This window comes from Kitasatospora sp. NPDC004272, from assembly GCF_053603035.1.
Genome location: NZ_JBSGET010000098.1, coordinates 6,798 through 31,510 on the forward strand (window position 1 = coordinate 6,798; position 24,713 = coordinate 31,510).

13 protein-coding genes are annotated in these 24,713 nt (G+C 75.1%); 1 reads left to right on the forward strand and 12 read right to left on the reverse strand.

Annotated elements, in window-relative coordinates; translation table 11 throughout:
* The 3 genes from ACWEO5_RS26415 to ACWEO5_RS26425 form a co-directional block, all read right to left on the reverse strand.
* On the reverse strand, positions 1-2,432 hold a 2,432-nt coding region (locus ACWEO5_RS26415; RefSeq protein WP_452164730.1), incomplete at its 3' end, for a tetratricopeptide repeat protein.
* Positions 2,433-2,487: 55 nt separating this feature from the next.
* Positions 2,488-2,820, reverse strand: a complete 333-nt coding sequence (locus ACWEO5_RS26420; protein WP_452164731.1) for a trypco2 family protein — start codon at positions 2,818-2,820, stop codon at positions 2,488-2,490.
* 105 nt (positions 2,821-2,925) lie between these two features.
* Complete coding sequence (locus ACWEO5_RS26425) at positions 2,926-3,546, reverse strand: TetR/AcrR family transcriptional regulator (RefSeq protein WP_452164732.1); 621 nt, start codon at positions 3,544-3,546, stop codon at positions 2,926-2,928.
* Between the two features lie 85 nt (positions 3,547-3,631).
* Here ACWEO5_RS26425 and ACWEO5_RS26430 point away from each other — a divergent pair, with 85 nt between their 5' ends.
* Positions 3,632-4,564 (forward strand): aldo/keto reductase, encoded by a 933-nt coding sequence (locus ACWEO5_RS26430; RefSeq protein ID WP_452164733.1) that lies wholly within the window; start codon positions 3,632-3,634, stop codon positions 4,562-4,564.
* Positions 4,565-4,622: 58 nt separating this feature from the next.
* Here ACWEO5_RS26430 and ACWEO5_RS26435 read toward each other — a convergent pair whose 3' ends face one another.
* From ACWEO5_RS26435 to eccD, 9 genes are all read right to left on the reverse strand, one after another.
* Entirely contained in the window at positions 4,623-18,152 is a 13,530-nt protein-coding gene (locus ACWEO5_RS26435) for an EndoU domain-containing protein (protein ID WP_452164734.1), read from the reverse strand.
* A 25-nt stretch (positions 18,153-18,177) separates the two neighbouring features.
* Positions 18,178-18,495 carry a hypothetical protein gene (locus ACWEO5_RS26440; RefSeq protein WP_452164735.1) on the reverse strand — a complete coding sequence of 106 codons (318 nt, stop codon included), beginning with the start codon at positions 18,493-18,495 and terminating at the stop codon, positions 18,178-18,180.
* On the reverse strand, positions 18,488-18,931 hold the full coding sequence (locus ACWEO5_RS26445; protein ID WP_344552084.1) for a YbaB/EbfC family nucleoid-associated protein: 444 nt from the start codon (positions 18,929-18,931) through the stop codon (positions 18,488-18,490). The genes ACWEO5_RS26440 and ACWEO5_RS26445 overlap by 8 nt, the downstream gene beginning before the upstream one ends.
* Positions 18,932-18,971: 40 nt before the next feature.
* Entirely contained in the window at positions 18,972-20,981 is a 2,010-nt protein-coding gene (locus tag ACWEO5_RS26450) for a hypothetical protein (RefSeq protein ID WP_452164736.1), read from the reverse strand.
* 106 nt (positions 20,982-21,087) lie between these two features.
* A complete protein-coding gene (locus ACWEO5_RS26455; RefSeq protein WP_344552086.1) occupies positions 21,088-21,534 on the reverse strand; it encodes a hypothetical protein in 447 nt (148 codons plus the stop codon).
* Positions 21,535-21,539: 5 nt separating this feature from the next.
* Entirely contained in the window at positions 21,540-21,842 is a 303-nt protein-coding gene (locus tag ACWEO5_RS26460) for a hypothetical protein (protein ID WP_344552087.1), read from the reverse strand.
* 61 nt (positions 21,843-21,903) lie between these two features.
* Positions 21,904-22,251, reverse strand: a complete 348-nt coding sequence (locus ACWEO5_RS26465) for a WXG100 family type VII secretion target (RefSeq protein WP_344552088.1) — start codon at positions 22,249-22,251, stop codon at positions 21,904-21,906.
* A gap of 169 nt (positions 22,252-22,420) precedes the next feature.
* Positions 22,421-23,866: a type VII secretion protein EccB gene (eccB, locus tag ACWEO5_RS26470; RefSeq protein WP_452164737.1), complete on the reverse strand. Its 1,446-nt coding sequence runs from the start codon at positions 23,864-23,866 to the stop codon at positions 22,421-22,423.
* 67 nt (positions 23,867-23,933) lie between these two features.
* Positions 23,934-24,713: type VII secretion integral membrane protein EccD (gene eccD, locus ACWEO5_RS26475; RefSeq protein ID WP_452164738.1), on the reverse strand; the 780-nt coding region annotated here is incomplete at its 5' end.

The window sequence follows — 24,713 nt, forward strand, 5'->3', positions numbered from 1 at the left end:
AGGTCACCGAGCCGGATCGCGAGGGTATTGAGGACCTTGCCGAACTGGGGGAGGTACTCGTCGGGACGGACGGCGACCAGACCCCGGTGGACCAGAATCGCCTCCTCCGCGACAGCCAGCGCCTCCTCCCACCGCCCCAGGTCACCGAGCCGGATCGCGAGGGTATTGAGGACCTTGCCGAACTGGGGGAGGTACTCGTCGGGACGGACGGCGACCAGACCCCGGTGGACCAGGACCGCCTCCTCCGCAACGGCCAGCGCCTCCTCCCACCGCCCCAGGTCACCGAGCCGGATCGCGAGGCGGTTGAGGCTCCTGCCGAGTCGGCTCCGCCGGTCGGGATCGTGCCGGGGCTGTCCGCGGTGGATCGTGACGAGGCGCTCGAAGAGCTGGGCGGCCCACGGGTCGAGCACGTGGCTGGCGCTGGGGATTTCGGCCGCGAGTTCCTCCAGCAGGGAAACCGGCGTCGCCGGGTCGTCGACGATCCGCTGGAGCGCGTCCAGCAGTGGGCCGGGGCGTTCGGCCTGGGTGGCGGCGTCGATGGCCGCGGGTGCGAGGGTGGCCGGGTGGGTGGCGATCAGGGTGGTCAGGTGGGGGGCGAGGTGGTGGAGGCCGGGGTGGGTAGTGGCGCGGGTGGTGAGGGTGAGGAGGTGGTCGGCCTGGGGGCGGGTGACGGCGGGGGCGAGGTGGTGGGCGAGTTCGGGGTGCCGGGTGAGGTGGCGGCCGATGAAGCGTTCGGCGAGGCGGTCGGGTTGGAGGAGTCCCCAGCGGTGGTCGTTGCCGGGGGGCGGGTAGAGGGAGGTGATCCAGTCGCTGACCAGGGTGCGGCGGTCGCGGGTCTGGTCGGCGAGGGCGGGGACCCGGTGCAGGACGGCGTCGCCTTCGGCCCGGTCGCGGGCGCCGAGCAGGAAGGCCGCGGTGAGGGCGTCGGCGAGGGTGGCCTCGCTGAGCGCGGGCAGCAGGCCGCAGGTCTCGGCGGCGGCGGTCCAGTAGCGGCGTTCGTGGTGCAGGAGCCGGTCCTCGACCTTGGCGGCGCCGGGGGCGGTGTCCCCGGCCGTGGTGCCGGTGGCGGCGTCGAGGAGGTCGGCGAGGGCGGTCATGTGCAGGGTCAGTGCGGTGCCGAGGGCGGTGGCGTCGACCTCCCGGTCGCGGAGGCGGGCGGCGAGGGCGGGCCAGTCGTGGTGCTGCCAGTCGTCGACGTCGGGCAGGTGGCGGGCGTACCCGTCGAGGGCTTCCCGGTACGCCTGGGTGCGGGAGCGGCCGGGTTCCGGTTCGAGGGGGCCGAGCGGGGTGGTGGGTGCGCCGTCGAGGAGGTCGGCGGCGCGGGAGGTGGCGGACTGCAGGTTGTCCCACCAGTCGCCGGCGGTGCGGGCGAGCAGCAGGAGCTTGAACGGGTGGGGGCCGCGGTGGCGGTGGGCGGCGTCGAGCAGGGCGAGGAGTTGGGGGGCGCGGGTCTCGGCGTAGTCGACGACGACGAGCAGCGGGCGGGTGGTGCCGGCGAGGACGGCGAGTTCTCCGGGCGGGGCGCCGGCGTCGAGCCAGAGCACCTGGGTCCGTTCGGCGGCGGCGTCGGCGAGGTGCTGGGCGAGGCGGGTCTTGCCCTGGCCGCCGGGGCCGTGCAGCAGGTGGGCGCCGAAGCCGGGGCGCCCGGTCCAGTCGAGGAGGGGGGCGAGGAGGTCTTCCCGGCCGCGGAAGGGGACGGTCTGGCGGCGGGCGTGCAGCAGGACGGCGGGTGAGCGGAAGGGGGCGGTGCGGTCGGCGGGGTCGTCGAGGTGCTGCCACTCGACGGCTTCCAGCACGGTGCCGGCTCCGGCGCCGTGGGCGGCGAGTGCGGCGCGGAAGCCGGGGTCGCGCAGCAGGACGTAGGCGGGTACCGCCTCCAGCACGGCGTGGGCGCGCCGGGCGGGGTCGGCGGCGATGACGCCGGTGAGCAGGTCGCCGCAGAACAGCGCGGCGCCGGAGAGGCCGCCCCACGGGGACCTGCCGGGCGCGGCGGGTTCCGGCGGGTGGCCGTCGAGGTTCATCGCGTACCGGTTGCCGATGTCCCGGTCGCCGGGGTTCAGGGTGCCGGAGGGGTGCAGTTGGTCGGTGGGCCGGCCGGGGTGCTGGACGAGGTCGGGGGCGCCCCAGGTCTCGCAGGGGGTGCCGGGCCGGGTGGTGGCCAACCGGCCCCAGCGCAGCGGGGTTCCGCTCGCCGGGGGCGTCCAGGCCGGGTCCTCGACCAGGAGCAGCGCGGCGTCGTCGCGTCCTCCGGGCGTGCCCCGCCACAGCACCCGGGCCGGGTGTTCGGCGGCCCGGCCGGGGCGGAACACCGGTACGCGGCCGCCGGGGGCGGGGACGGCGTGGGCGGAGGTGAGCACCAGGCGGGCCGCGATCGCGTACCCGGAGCCGGGGCCGTCCGGCCCCTCCACCACCACGACCCGGTCGCGCTCCACCCGCCGCCCCTCCCCCGTCCGCCGCAGCCGCAGCCGCAACCGCCCGTACGGTCCGTCAGTTCTCGATGTACTCGCTGAGGTCGCCGGGGCCGTCGGCGCGGGCGGGGTCGCCGTGCACCAGCACGTCGGTGCCGTCCGCGTTCTGCGGGGTGAGGGTGACCTTGACCTTGTGGGTCTGCCCGCGGGCGGCGCCGCCCTCGGCTCCGGCGGTCACCACCCAGGCCTTGAACCCGGTCTTCGCCTTCGCCTCCAGCCGCAGTTCCACGGTGAATTCGAGTTCCACCGGTCCGACCTTGAACTGCAGGTGCTGGCCGGTCCCGCGCGCGGCGGCCGCCAGCAGTTCGTCCCGGACCGTCGCCACCGCGTCCGCCAGTTCGATCTCGCCCATCACGGGCCCCCCAACTCTCCGGCCGGGGCGGGTGGTCCGCGCCCGGCGCTGCCGATGAGGTGACCCACCGTAGGGACAGCACGGTGTCGGCCACAACACCTCAGGTCAGCGGGCGTCGGGGCGCAGGGCGGCGGCGACCAGGTCGAGGAGCGGGCCGGTCAGCTCGGGGTCGTTGCCGGCCCGGGTGGAGAGGAAGACGCCGAGGAGCATCATCGTGACCTGTTCGGCGGGCACGTCGTCGCGCAGCGTTCCGGCCTTCGCTCCGGCGTCGAGGATCAGGGCGATGGTCGCGGTGATCCGTTCCCGGGTGGCGGGGGTGGCGATGGTGCCGGAGGCCCAGCCGGCCCGGAGGGTCTCGGAGATGCCGCGCTTGGCGGCGAAGAACGCGGCGTAGCCGTCCATCCAGGCGCGCAGGGCGGCTTCGGGCGGGAGCCGGTCGAGCAGGACGGGGGCGCTGTTGACGACGGCGTCGAGTTCGGTGGCGTAGATGGCCTCCACGAGGGCTTCGCGGGTGGGGAAGTGCCGGTAGAGGGTGCCGATGCCGACTCCGGCCTCGCGGGCGACGGCGTCGAGGGTGGCCTGGCCGTCGGTCGCGGCGAAGGCGTCCCGGGCGACGGCGAGCAGCCGTTCCCGGTTGCGCCGGGCGTCGGCCCGGGGCGGTCGGCCGCCGGAGGGAGCCGGGGCGGAGTCGGGCGAGGGGGCGGCGTGGGGGTCGGGAGAAGGCAAAACGGAGTCCCTCCGGTTAGTGCTACGGTGGCGATTAACGGAGTCCCTCCGTTTACCTCCATCGTCTCACGGGAGCGAGATCGCCATGCCCTCCACGATCGGATCCCCCCGGTTCACCGCCTCCGGCGCCGAGCGGGCCGGCGGCCCCGGCCCGCTCGCGGGCCGCACCGTCTCCCGGGTCGGCTTCGGCGCCATGCAGCTGCCCCGCCTGGACCGCGCCGCCGCGGTCGCCCTGCTGCGCACCGTCGCCGAGCTGGGCGTCGACCACGTCGACACCGCCCAGTTCTACGGCGCGGGCTTCGTCAACGAGGTGATCGGCACCGCGTTCGCCGCCGGGGACGACGTCCTGGTGGCCAGCAAGGTCGGCGCCGAGCCCGCCACCGGCCCGCTCCCGCTGCGGCTGGCCCAGCGGCCCGAGCAGTTGCGCGCCGCCGTCGAGGACAACCTGCGCAGCCTCGGCTGGGAGCGGATCCCGCTGGTCAACCTGCGCCGGGCGAGCCACGGCCCGGGCCTGCGCGCCGAGGGCGACCAGCTGGTCGACCTGGACGACCAGCTCGCCGTGCTGGTCGAGCTGCGGGACGCGGGCAAGATCGGCTCGCTGGGCCTGAGCAGCGTGGGCGCCGACGAGCTGCGCCGGGCCCTCCCGGCGGGCGTCGCCTGCGTGCAGAACGCGTACAGCCTGGTGTTCCGCGAGGACGAGGACCTCCTGCGGCTCTGCCTCGCCGAGGACGTCGCCTGGGTGCCGTACTTCCCGCTCGGCGGCGCGTACCCGGGCATCCCGAAGGTCGCCGAGGAGCCCGCCGTGCTGGCCGCGGCCCGGGCGCTCGGCGTCTCCCCCGCGCAGGTCGGCCTGGCCTGGCTGCTGCACCACGCCCCGAACACGCTGCTGATCCCCGGCACCGCCGACCCGGAGCACCTGCGGGCCAACGTCGCGGCGGGCGCGGTCGTCCTCGACCCGGAGACGCTGGCCGCGCTGGACGCCGTCCCCTCCCGCTCCGGGGACATCCAGCACGGCTGACGGGGCGCCGGCCCGGGCCGGTGGCCGTCGGGGGCACCGGCCCGGCCCCCGACGGCCGTCAGCCGACGAGCCCCCGGAACACCTCGTCCGCCAGGGACGGGGTGTAGGCGATCCGCCGGTCGAGCGGCGGGCCGCCCGCCGCCCAGTCCGCGCCGGCCCCGGCCCTCAGGTCGTCGAGGGTGAACGGCCGTCCGCCGTCGGGGTGTTGGGCGGCGCGCCACTCCAGGTACTCGACCATCCGGCGGAGGTCGGGGCCGGTGGGGCCGGTGCCGTGCGGCAGCAGGGCGCGGAGTTCGGCGCGCAGCGCGGCCGGGCCGCCGGCGAGGGCGACCAGGCGGTGCAGCGTCTCGACGTGCCGCAGGCCCTCCGGGGTGGCGGTGGTGAAGCCGTCGCCGAAGGCGCCGTGGCCCAACCGGACGGTGTCGAGCAGCCGTTGCAGGCTCCCGTCCCCGTCGGCGGGGTGGTGCGCCGCCTGCCACTCGGCGTGCTCGACCACCCGGCGGACGTGGGCGCCGGGGAGGTCGGTGCCGTCCGGTACGTCGAACGCCCGCCGGATCAGGGTGGTCAGCCGGGCCGGGTCGCCGTCGGCCTGGGCGACCAGGCGGTGCAGCGTCTCGACGTGCAGCGGGCCGGCGGGGGCGTCGGGGCCGAAGCCGTGGCCGAAGGCGGCCTGGCCCAGCCGGACCAGGCCCACCAGCCGGGTGGGCGGGAGGTCCCCGCCCCCGCCCGGGGCGTTGCCGAGCAGTTCGCGGACCTCCGCGAGCATCCGGTAGGAGCCTTCGAATCTCAGGTCGCCTTCGGGGTGCTCTCTGTCGAAAACGAGGTAGCTGTCACCGGGGACGATGATTTCCTCGGTGTCGCGCTGGGGAATGTCCACGGTGAACGGCAGCACGCCCCGTTCCTCCAGCGGGTCCTTGCGCCCGTCGAAGAAGACCACCGTGACCAGCGCCTGCCCGCCGTAGCGGGACATCGGGGTCGGGGCCTTGCCGTTGGCGATCAGCTGGCCGCCCCCGCCGTGGCTGCCGCCCTCGCGCGAGGTCCACTGGTGGCTCGCGACGACCGCCGGGCTGTGCGAGACGTCTCCGGTGATCTTGAGGCCGAGCTGCGCGCCCGCGGTGGTGCTCTTCGAGGACAGCGCGGTGCGGGTGGAGCCGGTGACGGTCGTGTGGGCGGGGCTCCACTCGGTCTTCCCGTCGACGCCCTCGTGCTCCAGGCTGAGGACCTCCACCCGGACCTCCACCCCCTTGCCGTCGCTCGACTGCCACTTCCCCGGCCGGACGGTCACCACCAGCTCCGACCCCGCCCCCCGACTGACCGAGCCGAACAGCGCGGACAGGTGGCTGTGCGCGGTGCTGTTCTCGATCAGGCCGGAGATCCGCCGCCACTCGTCGCGGCCGAAGTACCGCGGGGCGAGCGCCCGGACCAGGTCCTGCAGGCCGCCCACGTCGCCGAGCCAGCGCAGCACGTCGGTGTCCCGCAGCCCGAACTCCCAGACCCGCGCCGGCGGGGCCAGGACGGTCCGCTCCGCCACCGGCTCGAACGGGACCACCCGCGGCGGCGGCTCGGCGCCGGGCGGGGGCGGGGGCGGGGGCGCCTCCAGGAGCTCGCCGGTCTCGACGATGCTCTCGAAACCGATCCTGGCGGTGCGCCGCAGGTGGAGGGGAGCGCTCCCCCACGACGTGCGGGTGAGGGAGAACTGCAGCTCCGCCTCCCCCCGGTAGGCGCTGCCGGACACCTTCGCCTTGGTCCCGCCGCCGGCCGTGGTCGACCCGTACGCGATGTCCAGCAGGTCCCTGCCCCGGCCGTGGTTGCCCAGCACGCCGACCGTGACCGGCACGAACCCCGCCACCGGTACGGTCACCGTCGTCGCGAAGTTCCCGGTGTGGCCGCTGCCCGCGCCGAAGTTGGTGGAGCCGTCGTTGCTGGCGCGGCTGTGCTGGACGTCGGTGCCGACGTTGAACTCGGTGGTGCCGGCCGGGCCCAGCTCGTCCATCCGGGTCAGCACCGCCCGGACCCGGACCTCCAGGCCCTTGTACCGGATCACGATCTCGTCGCCCGCCGTCATCGCCTTCAGCCTGGCCTGCAGCCGGTCCGGCGTCAGCTGCGCCGCCAGTTCGCGCCGCAGGTGCTGCCAGTCCCCGCCGTCGAACAGCCGCCGCATCCACCGCTTCGGCTTCGGCCCGGCCTCGACCTGGTCGAGCAGCGTCTCCCCCAGGGTCCGGCGCGGGGTTTCGCGCGGGCCGGACCCCCGGCCGGAGCCGTCCCCGTCCAGCGCGTGCACGTCGGTGACGATCGCCGAGGAGTCCAGCCGCCGCCGCTCCAGGAAGCCCCTCGGCTTCTTCCCGCTCCCCGCGCCGCCCGGAGACCCGTCCCCGTTCCCGGTGTCGCGGAGCGGGACGGCCACCCGGGCCCTGGTCCGCACCGAGAGCTCGACCGGCCGCTCCTGCACGCCCAGCCGGGTGAACCGGATCCGCACCTCGTACTGCGCGTCGAGGTCGAACAGCACGGCGTCCTCGACGTGCTTGCCCCGGTTGGAGGACGACCCGACGGTGTCCACGGTGACGCCGCTGGTCGCGTCCCGCCGGTAGGCGTAGCCGAACCCGCCGTCGACCATGCCGCCCTTGAGCTTGACCTGCCCGCCACCGGTCTTCCGGTTCAGCCGGTCGTACCCGTAGCCGTGCCCGCTGGACGAGCGGGTGCCGGACTCGAACTCGTAGCCCTCCAGCACGCCGCGCTCCACCGGGTTCCGCACCTTGGCGGTGACCGTGATCTCGGCGCTCCAGGTGCGGCCGCCCACCGTCTCGGTGAGCGTCCCGCCCCTGGTCAGCCGGGACAGCTGGGCCTTCAGCCCGACCCGCCCGAAGGTCTTGCGGATCCGCCGGGCGTCCCGCTCCGACAGGTCGGGGTGCTTGCGGCGCACCGCCGCCTCCACCGCGCCGTGCACCTGCTCGGCGCCCTCCAGGCTGTGCACCACGTAGGACGCGTTCAGCTCGTGGCCGTCCTTCAACCGGGTCGGCGCGGTGCGGGCGGCCGGCGCCGCCTCCTCCGGGGCCTGCTCCTTCTTCGGGGCCTGCCCCGTCGTCTCCTGCTCGGCGGTCTTCTCCGCCTTCCGCTTCTCGTACTCGGAACGGTCGAACAGCGTCCGGTCGCCGGCGGGTGCGCCCTGCTCGCTGGTCTTCCCGTCGACGCCGATCTCGGCCCTGACCTCCTTGGAGGCCGTGAACGCCCTGCCCTTCCCGCGCACCTGGACGTCCACCGTCAGCGTGGCGCCGTAGACGTCCTGCTTCGCCTTGTGCTTGCCGCTGGCGTAGATCCGTTCGTTGTTGCCGCTGCGCGCGGCGTTGCGGTCGCGCTCCTGGGTGCTGCCGGTGCCGGTGACCTCCAGGCCGAGCGGGCCCGTCTTGATGCCCGTCCCGCCGGACTGGACCTGCTTGGTGCCGGTGCTGGAGACCAGCAGGCGGTCGGCGCCGAACTCGTTGGTCTCGCTCAGCACGTTGCGTTCGGCCCTGTCGTCCCAGCGGCGGTGCTCCAGCGCGTCGACCCGGGCGGTCAGCGTGACCTGCACGCCGTCCTTGCCCCGCAGCGTCAGCTCCACCGGCTCGCCCCGGGTCATCGCGGTCAGGTGCGCGGCCAGGTTCGGCGTGCTGACCAGGTCCTCGATCTCCGGGCGCATCGCCTTCCAGTCGTCCCCGTACGCGGCCTCGCCGAGCCGGTCGAGCTCCTTGCGCAGCTCACCGACGCCCTCCAGGTCCCGCACGACGACCGTCTCGTCCAGGCCGTTCTCCCAGATCCCGTCCGGCGAGGTGCGGTTCGGGTGCACGGGCAGCTCCCCGAAGTTCCCGACGTCCCGGCTGTCGACCAGCAGCCGGACGTCCGCCCGGCCCGCCCGGTGCCCTGCCCCGCTCCCGTTGAAGGTCGCCGTGAACTCGACCGTGCCGTCGTACACGACGGCGGGCACCTTCGCCTTCGCGGTCAGCTGGGACGTCCGGCTGCGGCCCTCCAGCACCACGTGCTCCCGGCCCATCCGGTGGTTGCCGCCGCCGCTGAGCAGGAAGGGGTCCAGCTTCGGGGCGAGGCCGCCGCCGTACTGGCCGGCGTTGCCGACGCCGTGCTGGACGCTGTCCGACTCCTGGACGAAGGAGCCGATGTTGAACTCGCTCTCCTTCGTGCTGCCGACCGCCTTCAGCCCGCCGACCTTCGCGGTGAGGTCCAGCGAGACCAGCTCGGCGCCCTTGCGGTCGGTCAGCACCACCCTGACCGGCTCGCCCGCCGTCATGCTCTTCAACTCCCGCTGCAGCCGGGCGAAGTCGACCTCGGCGAGGATCTTCTCGCGCAGCGCCGGCCAGTGCGCGCCCGCCTCCGCCCGGCCCGCCTCGTCCAGCTGGTCGAGCAGCTGCTCCACCGGGGTCCGCAGGTCCGCCGTTCCCGTGCCGTCCGGCGTCAGCTCCAGCACCACCTCCTGGCCGCCGATCCGGCCTTCGTCCAGCCGCGACGGCGGCTTCCACTCCTTGCCCCCGGGCACCGGCAGGTAGGTCGGCACGGCGACGGCCATCCCGATCGACACCTTCTCGACGCCCTCCAGCGGGACGTCCTCGTAGCTCAGCGCCCCGAAGTCCAGCTCCAGCTCCATCGTGGAGTCGTACACGTCCGCGTCCACCGAGCTTTTCGAGCGCGCGATCGTGCCGCCCGTCTCCAGGTGCACCTCGCCCTCGCCGTTCTCGTGGAAGTAGCCGAGCACCTCGGACAGTTCCTCGGCACCGTTCGCGTGCTTCGCCTGGACGCCGAGGTTGAACAGCCGCCGCTTGTCGCTGCGGGTGCCGACCGTCACCGACCGGTCCGCGCCGTTCTCGAACTCGACCTTCTGCCGCTCCACCCGGCGCACCGACCCGTCCACCCGGCCGCGCAGCACCACCTCCCCGCTCCACCCGTTGCCCTGGAACGGCGCCCGCCAGGTCTCCCCCCGGGACAGCGCGGCCAGCAACGGCCGCAGGGTGGTCGGCCCGAAGTACGCCTCCGCGAACACCCGCACCGCGGCCAGGTCGCCTTTCGCCCGGCGCCCCAGCACCTCGACGACCTTCTCGCGCAGCGCCTTCTCGCCCCCGGTCAGCCCCAGCACCAGGTCCGTCCCGGCGATCGGACGCCCCGCCGTCCCCGGCGCCTCCTCGCCGTTCCCGCCGGGGCCTCCGGTGATCACCGGGTCGTTGGGCTCCTGCTCGTGCTGCTGCTCCTGCTCGTGCTGCTGCTGCCGCTGCTCCTCCTCGTGCTGCTCCTGCCGCTGCTCCTGGTCCTCCTGCTCGTGTTGCCGCTGCTCTTGCTGCTCCTGTTGCTCGTGCTGCTCCTGCTCGTGCTGATCCTGCTCCCGCTTGCCGATGTCCAGCGGCGTGCCGTCCTCCGGGCCGTACTCCCGGACGCTCTCGGTGCCGTCCGCGTCGTACTGGTGCAGCCGGATCCGGCGATCGAGGGCGTGGCCGAGGAGGGTCGGGAGGAGGCCGGGTTCGGGGAGGTGGAGGGGGGTGGTCGGGTCGCTGAGGCGCCTCTTGAGTTCGAGGGGGGCGTAAATGCTCCGCAGCCCGGGGGCGACGCCCTTGGGGACGAACTGCTCGCTGACGTCCACGCGACCGGCGATCTCCGGGGGCAGCTCGTGGCCCGTGTCGCGCAGGTACGCGGCGAGCCGTTCGCGCAGGGCGGGGGTGTCGCTGCCGTGGGCGGCCGCGATCTCGTCCATCAGCTGGTGCGCGGACCAGGGTTCGCTGGCGTCGTAGTGGTTGGTGCCGTTGTAGTAGACGGTGACGGGCCGTCCGTCCTCGGGGCCGAACCGGGCCCGCAGGGTGCCGTCGTGGGTCACCACCCGCAGGTCGATGCCCAGGGCGTGGGCGAGGGCGGGCGGGAGCATCTCGCCCGCGTCGTCCCGCCACCTGGCGCGCCACTCCCGCACGGTCCCCAGCAGGGTGTCCCGCTCCCGCTGGGGCATGTAGTCGGCTTCCTCCACGACCACGGGGCGGATGTGGCTCTCCAGTTCCTCGTCGGTCAGCCCCAGGAAGTCCTCGCGGTCCTCGGGCCGGAGGTAGTCGAGCAGGGACCGGCTGTCCGCCCCGGAAGTCCAGCCGGGCAGGGAGCGGAGGGCGAACATCACCTCGCGCGGAACGTCCTCGGCGGGGATCTCCCGGTAGTGGTCCTCGATCTTGCTGCGCAGCCACTCCACCGGGTCGTCGGTCTTCGGGACCAGGTCGGGGGCGCTGCCGATGACGGCGTTGAGCAGGCAGAGGCCGTTGTCGTCCACCTTGCGGCGGAGGTTGGTGAAGGGACCGTCGTCACCGCCGTTCCCGTCGCCACCGCCGTTCCCGTCGTCGCCGGCGTTGTCCCGGTCGGCGCGCTTGCCCCGCCGCAGCAGCGGCTCGGCCGTCTCGGTGTCCTCGGGCCGGGTGGTGTCGATCCCCTCCTGGAGCTCGTCGGAGAGCCGGATCGAGTCGGGGCGGCGGCCGGTGCCGGGGGTGACGGGGGCGTCCATCGGGGTGGGGGTGGTGTCGAGGAGCTGGTACCAGGGCCCGGCGGTGAACCGGTCGTCGAGATCGCCGAGTTCGCCGAGTTCGCGCAGGTAGCCGGGGAGGTCGCCGTCGGCCTCCTCGGTGATCCGGGGCAGCAGCTGGTCGAGGCCGATCGGGTGGTCGGGGGTGAGCGGGACGCTGGAGTGGGCGGCGGCGGGGTCGTCGGTGAGTTCGAGGCGGAGCCGGACCAGGGTTTCGGTGCCGTCGGAGAGCCGGTCGAGGTGGGTGTCCAGGGCGTGTTGCAGCCGGGCGAGGTGCTCGGCGCGCTGCTCGGGGGTGGCGCCGGGGGCGTCGAAGTGGACGGGGACGGTGATCTCGGTGCCGTCCTGTCCGCTCAGGAACCGGACGTGGCGGATCGCCAGCGGGTCGCCGCCGTCGGGGTCGAGCGCGGTGTGCCGGAAGTCGGTGCTGAGGGCGATGTCGTTCTCGCGCCAGGCGGTGTGCGGCTGGTGGGCGGCGGGGCGGTGGACCAGGTGGCGGCCGTCGCGGGTGAGTCCCTCGATCCGGATCGGGAGGTCCTCGTCCTCCAGGTGGGCGAGTCCGGTCCAGCGTTCGGTGCGGCCGTCCTCCAGGAGTTCGACGGTGGTGGCGTTGCGGTACGCCTCGTTGACGGCCTGCTCGACCTGCGGCGGGTCCCAGTCCTCGGAGTAGAAGGTGTGGTGGCCCTGTTCGGCGTTGCGGTGCCAGTTCGCGGCGAGTTCGGCTTCGGGGCTGTCGGGGTGGACCTGCGGGTCGAGGAACCAGACGGGTGCCCGGTAGGTCTCGTTGTCGTGCCGCAGGACGGGTTCGCCGACCAGGACGCCGCGGGCTCGGCCGGAGTCGCGGGAGGGGCGGTGGTGGACGCCGCTCATGGTGCGCCGGTCGCCGTACAGGGTGTGGTCGACGGAGCGCTGGTCGATCGGGTGGTCGGTGCGGCGGGGCGGCTGGAAGGGGGCGGGCAGCAGGCCGCGCTGGTCGTCGGCGGGGCGGAAGGAGGTGAACTCGTCGCCGCGCAGCTCGCCCTCGATCCGGACGCCGCCGTACTCGCCGGTCCAGTGGTGGCCGAGGCCCTCGGTGCGGACGGTGCCGTGGCGCAGGGCGTGCAGGTACGCCTGCTCGGCGGCGTAGAGGACCTGCTCGTGGGTCCAGTCGTCGGGGAACATCATCCGGGTGGGCCGCTGCTGCCGGGGGGTGCTGTCGTCGGCGGCGCGGCGGCCGCCGTCGGGGGCGGGGGTCTCGGCGCGGTAGGTGCCGTTGGGATTGCGGGTGCCGGGGACGGGGAGGGGGCGCGGGCGGTCGGCGCCCGGGGGCGGGGCGAGGTGGCCGTTGCCGTTGCCGCCGGGGCCGTGCAGGGCGGTCTGCCGGGCGTCGTGGCGGAAGGTGGCGCGGGTGGGCAGGTCCTCGTACGGGTGGTGCTGCGGGCCGCCGGTGGGGCGGCCGTCCCGTCGGCGGGCGCGGTCGATGACGGCCGCGAGCTGGCGCAGGTTGCGGGGCTGGAGGTGGGCCCGGTCGTGCTCGACCAGGTCGTCGCCGTCCCAGTTGTGCGTCTCGGGGAGGATCCGGCCGTCCTGGTCGATCCGGTCCATGCCCATCAGGCCGCCGTCGGCGTGGACGGGGCGGCGGGCGGCCAGGTGGTTGCGGTACTCGTCGGGCAGGCCGAGGTGGTGGCCGAGCTCGTGGGCGAGGGTGGGTCCGGTGGTGTCGAGGTTCCAGTTGCGGAAGTCCTCCTCGTGGCCCTCGGGGTGGACGGCGACCACGGCGTGCGGGTCGTCGGCGGGGTCGACGAACTCGATCCGCAGGCGCAGCAGGTCGCCGTCGGGGAGCCGCTGGCCCTGGTTGTAGACCCGGTCGACGTCGGCCCGGACGCGTTGCAGGAGCTCGCCGAACCGGGTGACGGTCTCCGGGTCCCCGGCGTCCAGGCGGCTGGTGTCGAGGGCGATCCGGACGGTCAGCAGGGTCTCCCGGTCGCCGTCCTCCAGGTCGTTGCGGTGGACGTCGAAGTTCTGTCCCTCCTGGGCCGGGGTGAACCGGAACTCCCCGTCCTCGGGCGGCCGGACCCGGACGGGGACGGCCCGGTAGCCGGTGACCGTGCCGTCCTGGAGGGCGACGTCGATCAGGACGCCGGCGTGTTCGCCGCGCAGCACGGCGGGGCCGGCGGCGGGCGGGACGACGCCCTCCGCGAGGGCCTCGGCGAGGATCCGGTCGACGGCGAATCGGCCCTGTTCGGGGGTCCAACCGGGCGGCAGGTCGCGGCCGGTGGCGGTGGGCGACCAGTGCGGACGGCCCTGGTCGGTGCCGGCGGTCCAGTCGGTGCCGGGCGGCGGGGTGGCGGGCGGGCGGCCGGTCAGCAGGTAGCCGGAGCGGCGGGGCGGGGCGGCGGGGTCGGTGGCGGGCGGGTGCGGCGCGGGCGGCTGGTCGGGGGTGGCGCGGTGGGTCAGCAGCCGGCCGTCCCGGTCGGTGTGGCCCTCGATCCGGACGCCGCCGGCCTCGCCGACGAAGTAGCTTCGCCCGTCCGGGAGTTGCACCTGCCGCAGCGGGTGGGCGGCGGCCTCCCGGGCCCGGTCGTGGGCGTGCGCGGGGCTCCAGGCGGCCGGGTAGTGGACGTGCCCCTGGTCGTGCGCGGGGCGCAGCCAGTTGGAGGCGAGGGCGGCGAGCGGCGAGTCGGGGTGGATGCCGGGGCGCGGCGTCCAGTCGTGGACGCGCACGGTGCCGTTGGGTTCGACGGTCGGGGCGGGGTGGCGCGGGTTGCCGCGCGGGCGGAGCAGTCCGGCGGTGCTGCCGTCGGGGTGCCGGGGGCGCTGCCAGAGGCCGTCGGGGTCCAGGTACAGCGAGGGTTCGGGCTCGGACCGGAGGTGCGGGGGGACGAGGTGCGGTGGGACGGGGGCGTGCGGCGGGACGGGGGCGTGCGGCGGTTCGACGGTGGCGCCGGTGGGCGGCGTGACGCGGTACTGGTCGGGGAGGGTCTGGCCGGGGACGCCCCGGTAGTCGACGATCAGGCCGTTCTCGGTGCGGTACTCGATGGTGAGGCCGTGGTGGTCGGCGACGGTGTACCGCAGGCCGGTGTCGGGGTCGGTGCGGGTGGTGATGGGGATGGCGGTGCTGATGGCGTGGCGGACTTCCAGCGGGGTCCACTCGGGGGGCAGGCCGCGCCCCGCGCCGGGGGCGGGGACGGGGGCGAACACCTGGTCGAGCAGGGCCTGTTCGCCGCTCGTCAGGCGGCTGGTGGCGGGCGGGCGCGGGCCGGTGCCGGGGGTGCCGGGTTCGTGCAGCGGGGCGCTGGTGGGGCGGGGGGTGCCGGACGGCTGCCGGCCGGTGCCGGGGGTGGGCGGCTGGTCGTCGGTGGGGCGGTGCACCAGGTGGCGGCCGTCGCGGGTGATCCCCTCGATCCGGACGCCGCGGGCCTCGCCGACCCAGTGCTCGGCGCCGGGGCCGGAGGGCCGGGGGTCGCGCCGGTTGCGGTACGCCTCCTCGACGGCGGCGTGCACCTCGGCGAGCGTCCAGTGCGCCGGGTACATGGTGTGCGGGGGTTCGCCCGCGGGGCGGTGCCAGCGGGTGTCGAGGTGGGAGAGCGGGGCGCCGGGGGCGACCTGCGGGTCGAGGTACCAGACGTCCGCCCGGTAGGTGCCGTTCCCGTGCGGGGGCTGCCCGGTGGGTTCGACCCTGATGCCGTGCGCGGCCGCGGCGGCGGCCGTCGGGGCGTGGTGGACGCCGGTCATGGTGTGCCGGTCGCCGTACTGGAGCAGGTCGTCGCCGTGCAGGTCGAAGGGCCGGTGGACGGGGGGCGGGGACGCGTACGCGGGGGTCTCCAGGTCGTCCTGCCGGTCGGCGGGCCGGAAGGAGGTGAACTCGCCGGCCCGGACCTCGCCCTCGATCCGGACGCCGTCGTACTCGCCGACCCAGTGGTGCGCGTACGGGCCGGTTTCGGTGATCCGGCCGGTGCGCAGTGCCTGCTGGTACGCCTGTTCGGCGGCGTAGACGGCGTCGTCGGCGGTCCAGTGCTCGGGGAAGACGGTGCGGTGGCGGGCTCCGGCCAGGTCCCCGGCCGGGTCGTTCGGGCGGGGGCGGAACTGGTCGGCGGGGCCGCCGACCACCCGGAAGGTGCCGTTGCGGTGGGTGCCGCCGGGGACGGGGGCGGGCCGGTCGCGGCCGGATCCGGCGGGGGCGTACAGGTGGCCGCCGCCGGCCGGGCCGCCGTACAGGGCCCGGCGCCGGGTGTCCTCGTCGAAGCGGGCGCGGGCCGGCAGGTCGGGGCGCGGGGAGGGGGCGGGGCCGAACGCGGCGTCGACGACGGCGCCCAACTGGCGCAGGTTGCGGGCCTTCAGGACGGGGCGCGGGGCCCGGTCGCCGGGGGCGAGGCCGGTCCGGTCGGCGTCGAGCAGCGGGTTGCCGTGTTCGTCGCGGTGCCAGGTGCCCATCAGTCCGGCGTCGGGGTAGACCGGCCGGGGGCCGCCGCCGGCCTCGCGGTACTCGTCGGCCAGGCCCAGGGCGTGGCCGAGTTCGTGGGCGAGGGTGGTGGCGTCGCTGTGCAGGCTCCAGTTGCGCAGGTCCTCGCGGCGCTGCTCGGGGTGGACGGTCGCGGTGTGGTGGGCGTCCGCCGGGTCGTCGACGAACTCGACCTCGACCCGCAGCCGGTCGCCGTTCGGGAGCCGCTGGCCGAGGTCGTAGGCGTCCGCGACGCCCTCCCGGGCGCGCTGCCTGAGCGCTTCGAGGGCCTGCGCGGTGTCCGGGGCGGCGGGGTCGAGGTGCCGGGTGTCGAGGTGCACCCGCAGGGTCAGCAGCGTCTCGGTGTCGCCGTCGGGCAGCTCCAGCCTGGTCGCCCGGAAGGACTCGAAGGCGCGCGCGGCCTGGTGGCGGGCGAACTCGTCGGCGGGCGGGCGGATCTCCCGGGTGCCGAGCACGGTCGGCGCCTCGCTCGCGGGGGTGTGGTGCTGGGGGTGCTGCTGCTCCTGCTGCTCGACGTGCGGTTGCTGGACGGCCTGCTGCTCGACGTGCTGGTGCTGAACGGCCTGCTGCTCGACGTGCTGGTGCCGGACGGCCTGCTGCTGAACGGCCTGCTGCTCGACCTGGACGTGCGGTTCCAGGACGGGCTGGCGGCTCTCGGTGGGCGTCTTCGGCGGGACGGGCGGGGCGGGGGTCTCCGGGAGCGGCTGCTCGCCGCCGACGGTGGGCGTCTTCCGGGCCGTCTCCTTCGCCTGCTCCGCCAGGTGTTCCGGGGTCGGCGCGACGGGGGTCCGCTCGTCGGCCAGGAAGTCGGCGTAGGTGAGCATCGACTGCATCCACTCGGCGACCTCGGCGTCGGCCTCCGGGGTGCTGACCGGCTTGCCCGAGGCGTGGCCGATCGCTTCGGCGTAGTCCTCCAGGGTGCCGCCGTGCAGTTTGGAGACCTGGTAGGCGCCGGGGTGGCCCATCCGGGGCACCGGGAACGGGACGACCTTGCCGGAGGCGAGGCTGGCGAGGGCGGCGAAGCTGATCGGGTGGTGCAGCGGGAAGTACTCGGAGGCGCCGTCCTGGACGGCCGCGTGCTGGGTCTCGTGCACCCAGGTCTGGTAGCGGTGCATCAGGGGCGAGGCGCCGACGTGCAGGACGTGGCCCATCGCGCCGGTGAGCACGCCGCCGAGGAAGCTGCCCGCGGAGACGGTGAACTCGTGGTTCTCGCCGAAGATCAGGTTGTAGAAGCCCTCGGTGAGGACGTTCTGCACGCCGCTCTGCAGGTAGCCGCCGAGGACGGTGCCGAGGTGGTAGGCCCGGTTGCCGCCGGTGATCCCCTCGGCCAGTTCGGGCAGGTGGGTGCCGAGCATCTCGACGTGCCGGGCGGAGAGGCCGGCCGCCTTGAGCTCGGCGGCCCTGAGCTCGGCGCCGGTGAGGACGCCTCCGAGTGCGTCCTTGACGCCGGTGCCGGCGGCGTCCTTGAGGGCGGCCCGTTCGGCGGTGCCCAGCCAGTTCTTGGTGAAGGCTTCGCCGAACTCGCGGCCGATCAGCCCGGCGGCCTCCCGGCCGCCCAGCGAGCCGCCCAGGTGGTCGGCGAAGACCCTGCCCATGTCGTGGACGAAGATCTCCGCGAGGGTGCCGCGGCCGGTCGGTCCGAAGCCGTGCTGGAGCTGTTCGGCGGCGGCGTCCAGCAGGTTGCCGAGGTCGCGGGCGAGCGCCCTGGCCTCCTTCTTGGTGAAGGGCAGTGCGGCGAGCTCCTTCTCGGAGGCGGCGAGCACCTTCTTGCCCAGCGCCCCGAGCGGGCCCTTCGCGCCCTCCTTCTCCGCGGCCTCGGCGGCGGTCTTCAGCAGCCCCTTGAGGCCCTGGAGGTCGCCGTGCACCAGGTAGTCGCTGAGCCGGTCGGCGAGCAGCCGTCCGCCGCTCTTGCCGATCAGGCGGCCGAGCAGCTTGCCGAGGCCGAGGCCGAGCAGGTCCAGCGGGCCGCTGAGCACGCCGCCGATCAGGCCGAACAGGGCGGCCTGCTTGGTGTACTCCTTGTCGACCTCCTTGCGGTTGCCCTGGCCGATCTGGACGCCCTGGATGATGCCGTCCATCACCAGGCCGCCGACCAGGCCGGAGAAGGTGTGCATCAGGATCGTCTTGATCAGGTACTTCATCAGCGCCTGCAGGGCGACCTTGGTGAGCAGCTTGCGCAGCACCAGGCCGGAGAGGCTGGCGCCGAAGGTGAACGGCGCCCAGAAGACCGCCAGCGCGATCTCGACCATCAGCTGGACGAGTTGGGCGATGGCCATCCACTTGGTGTACTCGACGGCGTTGGCGACGTCGCCCGCGCAGTCGGCGAGCTTCTTCGCGGTGCTCCCGGCGGCGGTGACGTAGTCGTCGCCGCCGGTGCCGCCGATGAAGGACTTCAGCTGCTCGGCGAACGCCTCCATGGCCGCGCCCTCGCCGCGGTGCAGGCAGGCCGCGGCCACCTTGGCGATCTGCTCGCGCAGTTCGGGCATCTCGGCGGCGAAGTGCTCGTAGGCGTCCCGGACGTCGCGCAGCTCCCCCTCGCGGATCTTCGGCCAGGGCATGCCGGTGATCGCGCTGAAGAAGGCCGCCGTTGAGGCGTTGACCTCGATGGAGGAGTGGGACACGGGACCGGCCTCGCCTCGGTGGTGGTCAGAGCTTGCTGTTCATCAGGTGGGTGCCGTCGTCGTCGGCCCGGTCGAGCGTGTCGGCGAAGGCCGTGCCGCCCTCGTAGTACTGGCCCATGGTGGTCTGGATCCTGGTGATCAGTTCGGTGAGGATCCGGGTGCCCTCGTCGACCTGCTGGTGGTACTGCTTGCCGATCTCGTCGTCGCCGCCGACGTGCAGGTTCAGCGTGTTGATCAGGGTGAGGTCGTCGTTGACCCCGGTCACGATGTCCTTGAGGACGTCGAACTCGGCGAAGGCCGCCTTGAGGGTCGAGGTCTTGCCGGTGCTGGTCGGGTCAGCCACGGAACTCCTCCTGCCGGTCGGCCCTGCGCGGCCGGGCGGCGGCCGGTTCGGCGCCGGGGCGCATCGCGTACAGCGGGGCCAGCACGTCGTCCAGTTCGGTGCCGCCGGTCATCGACAGCCGGAGCGTCTCGCCGAGGCCGTCGAAGCCGCCGAGCCGGGCGGCGACCTGCTCGCCGACGGCGGCCCGGGCCTCGTTGAGGACGTCGGTGAGGGCCTTGCCGAGTTCGGCGGGCGCCATCGAGCGGTAGGCGTCGGTGTGGAAGGTCAGCGAGACCACCTGGCCCTGCGAGCCGACCTTGGCGGTGACCGTCCGGTCCTTGCTGGTGGCGGAGGCGGTGAGGCCGTCGAGTTCCTGCTGGACGGCCTCGGCCCGGGCCAGTTCGGCCTGCACCTCCGCCATGGCGAGGGCGATCTGTTCGGCGAACGGGTTGCTCATCTCGGTCCTTCCCCTGCTGGGCTCGGTTCCTGGCGGACGGTCAGCGTCCGATGACGCCGTGGACGGCTCCGGTCTCGGTGCCCCAGACCTCCTCGTCCTCGGCCAGCCAGGTGGTGCGCCGGCGGTCCTTCTCGCCCGGGGCGCCCGCCGCGCCGCCGCCGGGGGGCATCATCGGCGGCGTGCCGGAGGAGCTGGTGGCGGTCTGCCGTCCGGTCAGCAGGGCCTGTTCCTCGGCGGCGGCCGCGGCGGCCTTCTGGGCGGCCAGCCGTTCGGCGTTGGCCTGTTCGGCGGCGGCCTTGACGGCGACCGGGTCGCCGCCGTTGGCCAGGCCGCGGCTGCTGAGGCCGCCGCCGGTGCCGGTGAGGCCGGGCAGGCCACCGAGCAGGCCGCCGCTGCCGCTGCCGGTGCCGCCGCCGGTACCGAGGGTGCCGGTGCTGTACGCGTAGCCGCCGGTGCCGAAGCGGTTGGGGGCGAGCAGGTCGTCGCCGGAGTCGGTGGCGTAGCTGTCGGTGAGCAGCTGCCGGTACTGCGGGACGGGGGTGCCGCTCGCGTCGCGCAGGGTGCCGTCGGGGCCGATGGTGTAGTCCTTGCCGGCCAGCATCGGGTTGCCGTTGGCGTCCAGGACGGGGTTCCCGTTGGCGTCGACGATCCGCCCGTCGTCGGTGATCCGGGAGCCGGCCGGGAGGGTGACCGGCTTGGTGGAGGTGCCGCCGGTGCCGAGGTCGAGGCCGCCGGTGCCGGTGCCGCCGCCGATCAGGCCGAGGCCGCCGTCCCCGGTGCCGGTCCCGTCGCCGGTCCCGCCGGTCCCGCCGGTGCTTCCGGTCCCGAGGTCGAGGCCGCCGTCCCCGGTCCCGCCGGTGCCGCCGCCGAGGTCCTTGAGGTCGGGGCCGCCGCCGAGGTCGGTGCCGGAGCCGTCGCCGCCGCTGCCGTCGGGGCCGCCGGTGAGGTCCTGGGTGAGGTCCTTGGTCGGGTCCTGGGTGGGGCCGTCGGTGCCGGGGTCGGTGGCCGGCGGGTCGCTGATCGGCATCCGCAGTTCGGGGCTGCCGATCGGGTGGTTCTCCATCAGGGTGCGGGTGTGGTTGTAGCTGGTCTCGATGGCGCGCAGGGCGGTCCTGGCCGCGTCGTCGAGCGGCTTGAGGTCGGCTTCCCAGAGGGCCTTGGCGCGTTCCCCGACGGCGACCCAGAAGTCGTCCTGCCGGGGGTCGCCGAACTTCGCGCCGGAGAAGGTGACGGTGAAGTCGGACGCGTGCTCCGGGGAGCCGTCGACCTGGGTGGCCGGCTTGCCGCCCTGGTTGCCCCAGAAGTCGCCGCCGCCGCCCTGCGAGTCGGCCTGCAGGTGCACCACGGCGCCGGACAGGCCCTCGGCGAGGGCCTTGGCGAGCGAGGTGACCGGGCTGGCCTCCTTGCTGTTGCGCCAGTGCTCCCAGGCGTCGACCAGCGGTGGCAGGGCGGCTTTGACGGCCGCCCCGGCGGTGCGCAGCGATCCGGCCACGTCGGCGTCGGCGAGGCGGTCGCGCAGGGTCTGCAACTCCCGGCCGTAGGCGGTCAGTACGGCGGCGAAGGAGCCGGCCGCGCTGCCCTGCCAGTCGCTGCCGGGGGTGCCGACGTCGGCGGCCCACTGGCGGGTGACCGGGATCCAGCCGTCCAGGAACCAGGTGGCCTTCTCCAGCATCACCGCCGCGTCCTCGAAGCTGGCGACGCTGATCCGGTCGTTGGCGCCGGTGCCCCACAGCGGGTGGAGCACCCGGGGCCCGTCCCGGAGGAACTTGCCGAACGGGGTGGTCGCGGCCAGGAACTCGTCCCACTTGAGGGTCAGGCCGACGGCGACGCTGCCGTACGAGGTGGAGCCGCCGTGGGTGTAGGAGAAGTTCCAGGAGTACCAGGTGTCGAAGGCCCGGCCGCCGAGGTCGGCGCCCTTGATGCCGTTGGTGACCTCGACGCCGTGGCCGCCGATCCACTCGACCTTCGGGTCGGTGACGGCGGTCCGGCCGTCCCGGGTGGCGTACTGCGACGGCGCGAGCAGGCTCAGCACGTCTTCCCACTGGTCCACGGCGGTTCCCTCCCTGGTGCGGTGCTGGTGGTACTGGGGGTGCCGGGGCCGCCCCCCGGCGGGGCAGCCCCGGGGGCGGGCGGCGGGGGCGGCCCCGGGCGGCGGGTCAGGGGGCGGTGGTGCTGCCGCCCGGGTTGCCGCCCTTGAGGACGTCGTCGATCAGCCACATCAACTGGGCGGCGGTGAGCGCCTCCTCGTGGCCGTCGTTCAGCGCCCAGGAGGCGTGCTTGAGGTCCTCGCGGAGCCGGACGGCCTGGAGCGAGAGCGCACCGAAGTAGGTGTCGAGCGCGCCCGCGTAGGTGCCCAGGGCCGTCACCAGGCTGCCGGGGGCCGGGTTGCCGTCCACCGAGGTGCCGGCCAGCAGGTGGTTGGTGCCGCTCTTGCCGTCCCCGCCGCCGCCCGCGTAGAGCTTGACGGTGGCGCGCGGCTCGGAGGCGTCGAAGTCGTCGATCAGCCACTTGAGCTTCTGGTCGGCGAACTCGCCCAGGTAGCTCTCGGTGATCTTGACCTCGTCGCCGCCGCCCTTGCCCCCGGGGTCGTCCTCGCTGCCCACCGGGCTCACCGGGTGTGGTCGAAGTGGGTGCTGGCCTGCATGTCCGCGTCGCGGATGGTGTCGCGCATCTCGCCGAGGACCACCTTGGCCTCGTCGATCTTCGTCGACATCCGGGAGTCGGCGGTGCTCAGCTGGGCCGAGAACGCGTCGGCCGCGCCGGAGAACTGGCCGATCAGCTCGGTGCCGAGGACCTGCTTGAGCCGGTTCATGGTCTCCTCGTTCTGGTCGACCATCTGCCGGAAGCTGGCCGCCAGGTCGTCGATCGCCGCGTCGAGGTTGGCGTAGTGGAGTTCGAGGTCGCCGCTCATGGTTCGACCCTTTCGGTGGAGGTTGCGCGGACGGGGGCTGCTGCGGTGGGGGCGGGGCGGGCTACCGCGGGTTGAGCGCGCCCTCGATGTAGCCGGACAGCCCGCCGCCGCCCATCCCGGTGGCGAGCTTCACGGTGTGGTCGCCCGCGTTGCCCAGCTGGCCCTTGCCCGCGGCGAGCTTCTCCTCGAAGTCCTGGTAGGCCCGGGTGACGTTGGCGTACTCGGCGGCCCACTCGGCCATCTTGCTCTGGTAGACGCTGCTGGCCGCGCCCTTGAAGCTGTCCCGGACGGCGTCGGTGATGCCGTCGATGTGCTGCCGGATCTGCTCCATCGCCTGGTACTGGCCCTGCACCCAGGCGATCACCTGGCTGATGGCCGCGTCGGTGTTCTTGAACGTGGGCGTGCTCACGTGCGGAGTCCCTCCTCGCGTGGTGCCGGCCGGGAACGGACGGCGAGGCGTGTCGCGGGGCCGCGCTCGGACACGGCCCGCCAGGGTGAACGGGGGCGCCCCGCCCGGCGGTTCACCGCGCGTCGGCGGCGGCCGCTCACCGCGTGCGGTGCCCTTACGCGGTGGCCGCTCACCGCGTGCAGTGCCCTTCCGCGGCGGCGGCGGGCGGGACGACGCTGGACGCGGCCAGTGCGGCCGGGTCCAGGCTGGGGCCGGTCGGCAGCAGCGAGAGCAGCCGGGACGGGACGGCGGCGGGCGCCGTCCCGGCGTAGCCGAGGCGTTCGGCGGCGGCGGCCGAGGCCAGCGGGTACTTCACCCCGCCGTCGGTGACCAGGTAGAGCGTCGAGCCGTAGCCGCCCCCGGCCAGGGCCCGCACCAGCGCCCCCGCGCCGGGCCGCACCGCGATCCGGTCCGCGGGGGTGCAGGACGGGAGCACGCCGGGTTGCAGCGCGGGCGGCAGGCCCAGCACGGCGGTGGCGTCCGGGACGGTCAGCGCCAACTCGCCCTCGCCGTCGGCCGCCGGGTGCAGCGCCGCGCACAGCGCCCGGTCGGCGGCGGGCCGCAGCAGTTCCGGGGGGCGCTCGGGCAGGCCGGCCGGGTCGGGGGCGCCGGCGGCGGGCGCGGAGTGCGCGGCGAGGTCGGCCGCGCCGACCGGGGCGAGCACCACCCGGCCGCCGCCGTACGCGTCCCGCTGGGTGCGCGGATCGCCCTGCAGCAGGGCGAGTTGGGTCTCGGTGAGCGGGACGAGTCCGCCCTGGGTCAGTAGGTAGCGTTCCGCGCCGGTGCCGCCGAACAGCTGCCCGATCCTGGTCGGCTGCCCGGCCAGCACCGGTCCGGCCCCGCCCCGGCCGGGCACCTCGGGGGCCCGCAGCTCGGGCCCGGCCGGGAAGGCGCTCAGGAACGCGGCGGTGACCGGGACGGGCTCCGCGCCCGGGTAGCCGAGCGCGCGGGCCTCGACGGCCAGCGCGTACCGGTGGCCGTGCCACAGCAGGTGCTGCGCGCCGTCGGGCGCGGCGACCAGCACCGCCCGGTCGCCGGCGTCCCGCCCGGGCTGCCGGGGCCCGATGCTCACCGCGGACCGCGGCACCGCCTGCGCCGCGCCCGCGCCCGCCGTGCGCACGCTGCACACCAGCCAGTCGGCGGCCCCGACGGCGGCCGCGGCGGGCAGGCCGTCGGGGGCGCCGACGATGCCGACCGGGGTGCCCCGCCCGGTGCCCTCCAGCGAGCGGGCGGAGACCTGGGCGACCGTCAGCCGGTCCCCTGCCAGCAGCCGGGCGCTGGCCTCGTTCAGCACCGGGTGCAGCAGGTCGCCGGTGTAGAGGTAGCGGGCGCCGCTCTCCTTCACCACCACCAGCGTCCCGGGTTTCTTCCACCCGCTCGCCCCGCCGGGCTTCACCAGCCCGTACACCCCGGCCCCCGCCCCGATCAGCACCGCGACGGCCAGCCCCAGCGCCGCCCCCCGGTTGGTCCGCCCCACCGGCGTGTCCGGCGCGTCCGGCTCGGCCCGCAGCACGCCGGCGGCGACCCGGCCCATCACGAACAGGTGGGCCTGCACCTGGTCGCGTCGGGATTGCATCGGGGTTCCTCCAGGGGTAGTGCTGCTGTGTCGTCAATTGCCTTGCCGCGTACGGCTGTTGCTCGACCTATCCGGCCAGTCCGCGCATCGCGCCGTAGAAGCCGAGCACCTGGAGGGCGAGCGGGAGCAGGGCCAGGGCGGTGAGGGAGTGCAGCAGGTCGCCGGCCCGGCCCCAGTAGGGCAGGAGCCGGCGGCCGGGGGCGGTGCGGGCGGCGACCAGCAGGGCGGTGGCGGCGCAGGCCAGCAGGGCGAAGAGCGGCAGGCGTCCGGCGGGGCCGGCGTCCTGGCCGGTGCGCAGGGCGAGCAGGGCGAGGCCGAGGGCGCCGGGTAGCAGCAGGGCCAGGCGTTGGCGGCGGCCGCCGATCTCGCGGGCGTGCAGCAGGAGCAGCAGCGAGAGGTCGGCGACGGTGGCGGGGACGGCCCAGCCGCCGTCGCGGGCGGTGGCGAGCAGGGCGAGGGCGGCGGCGCAGACGGTGCCGACGGCGAGCAGGAGCGCGGCGAGGTAGCTGTCGGCGACCAGGCTGCGGGCGAGGACGTCCTCGGCGGGGAAGGGGTCGATCTCCTGCTGGAGCTCGTCGGCGTTGCGGGGCAGCGCGGGCAGCCGGAGCCCGGAGAGCCGGAAGGCGAGCGCGGGCACGAACGCGCCGAACAGGACGGCGAGCGCGGCGGTGACGGCGGCGGCGTGCGTGGTGGGCACGCCGTACGCGGCGAGCCCGCCCGCGCCGCAGGCGAGGACGGCGGCGGCGAGCAGGCCGGTGAACAGCGGCCCGGCGCCGGTGAGGGCGAGCGCGAGGACGGTCGCCCCCGCGGCGGCCGAGCCGCCGGCCAGCAGCCGGGCGGGGCCGGT

Bases quoted from the DNA above. Each gene is read 5' to 3' on its own strand.
- eccB (WP_452164737.1), bottom strand. From the start codon at position 23,866: ATGCAATCCCGACGCGACCAGGTGCAGGCCCACCTGTTCGTGATGGGC.
- ACWEO5_RS26460 (WP_344552087.1), bottom strand. From the start codon at position 21,842: ATGAGCGGCGACCTCGAACTCCACTACGCCAACCTCGACGCGGCGATC.
- ACWEO5_RS26445 (WP_344552084.1), bottom strand. From the start codon at position 18,931: ATGAGCAACCCGTTCGCCGAACAGATCGCCCTCGCCATGGCGGAGGTG.
- ACWEO5_RS26430 (WP_452164733.1), top strand. From the start codon at position 3,632: ATGCCCTCCACGATCGGATCCCCCCGGTTCACCGCCTCCGGCGCCGAG.
- ACWEO5_RS26420 (WP_452164731.1), bottom strand. From the start codon at position 2,820: ATGGGCGAGATCGAACTGGCGGACGCGGTGGCGACGGTCCGGGACGAA.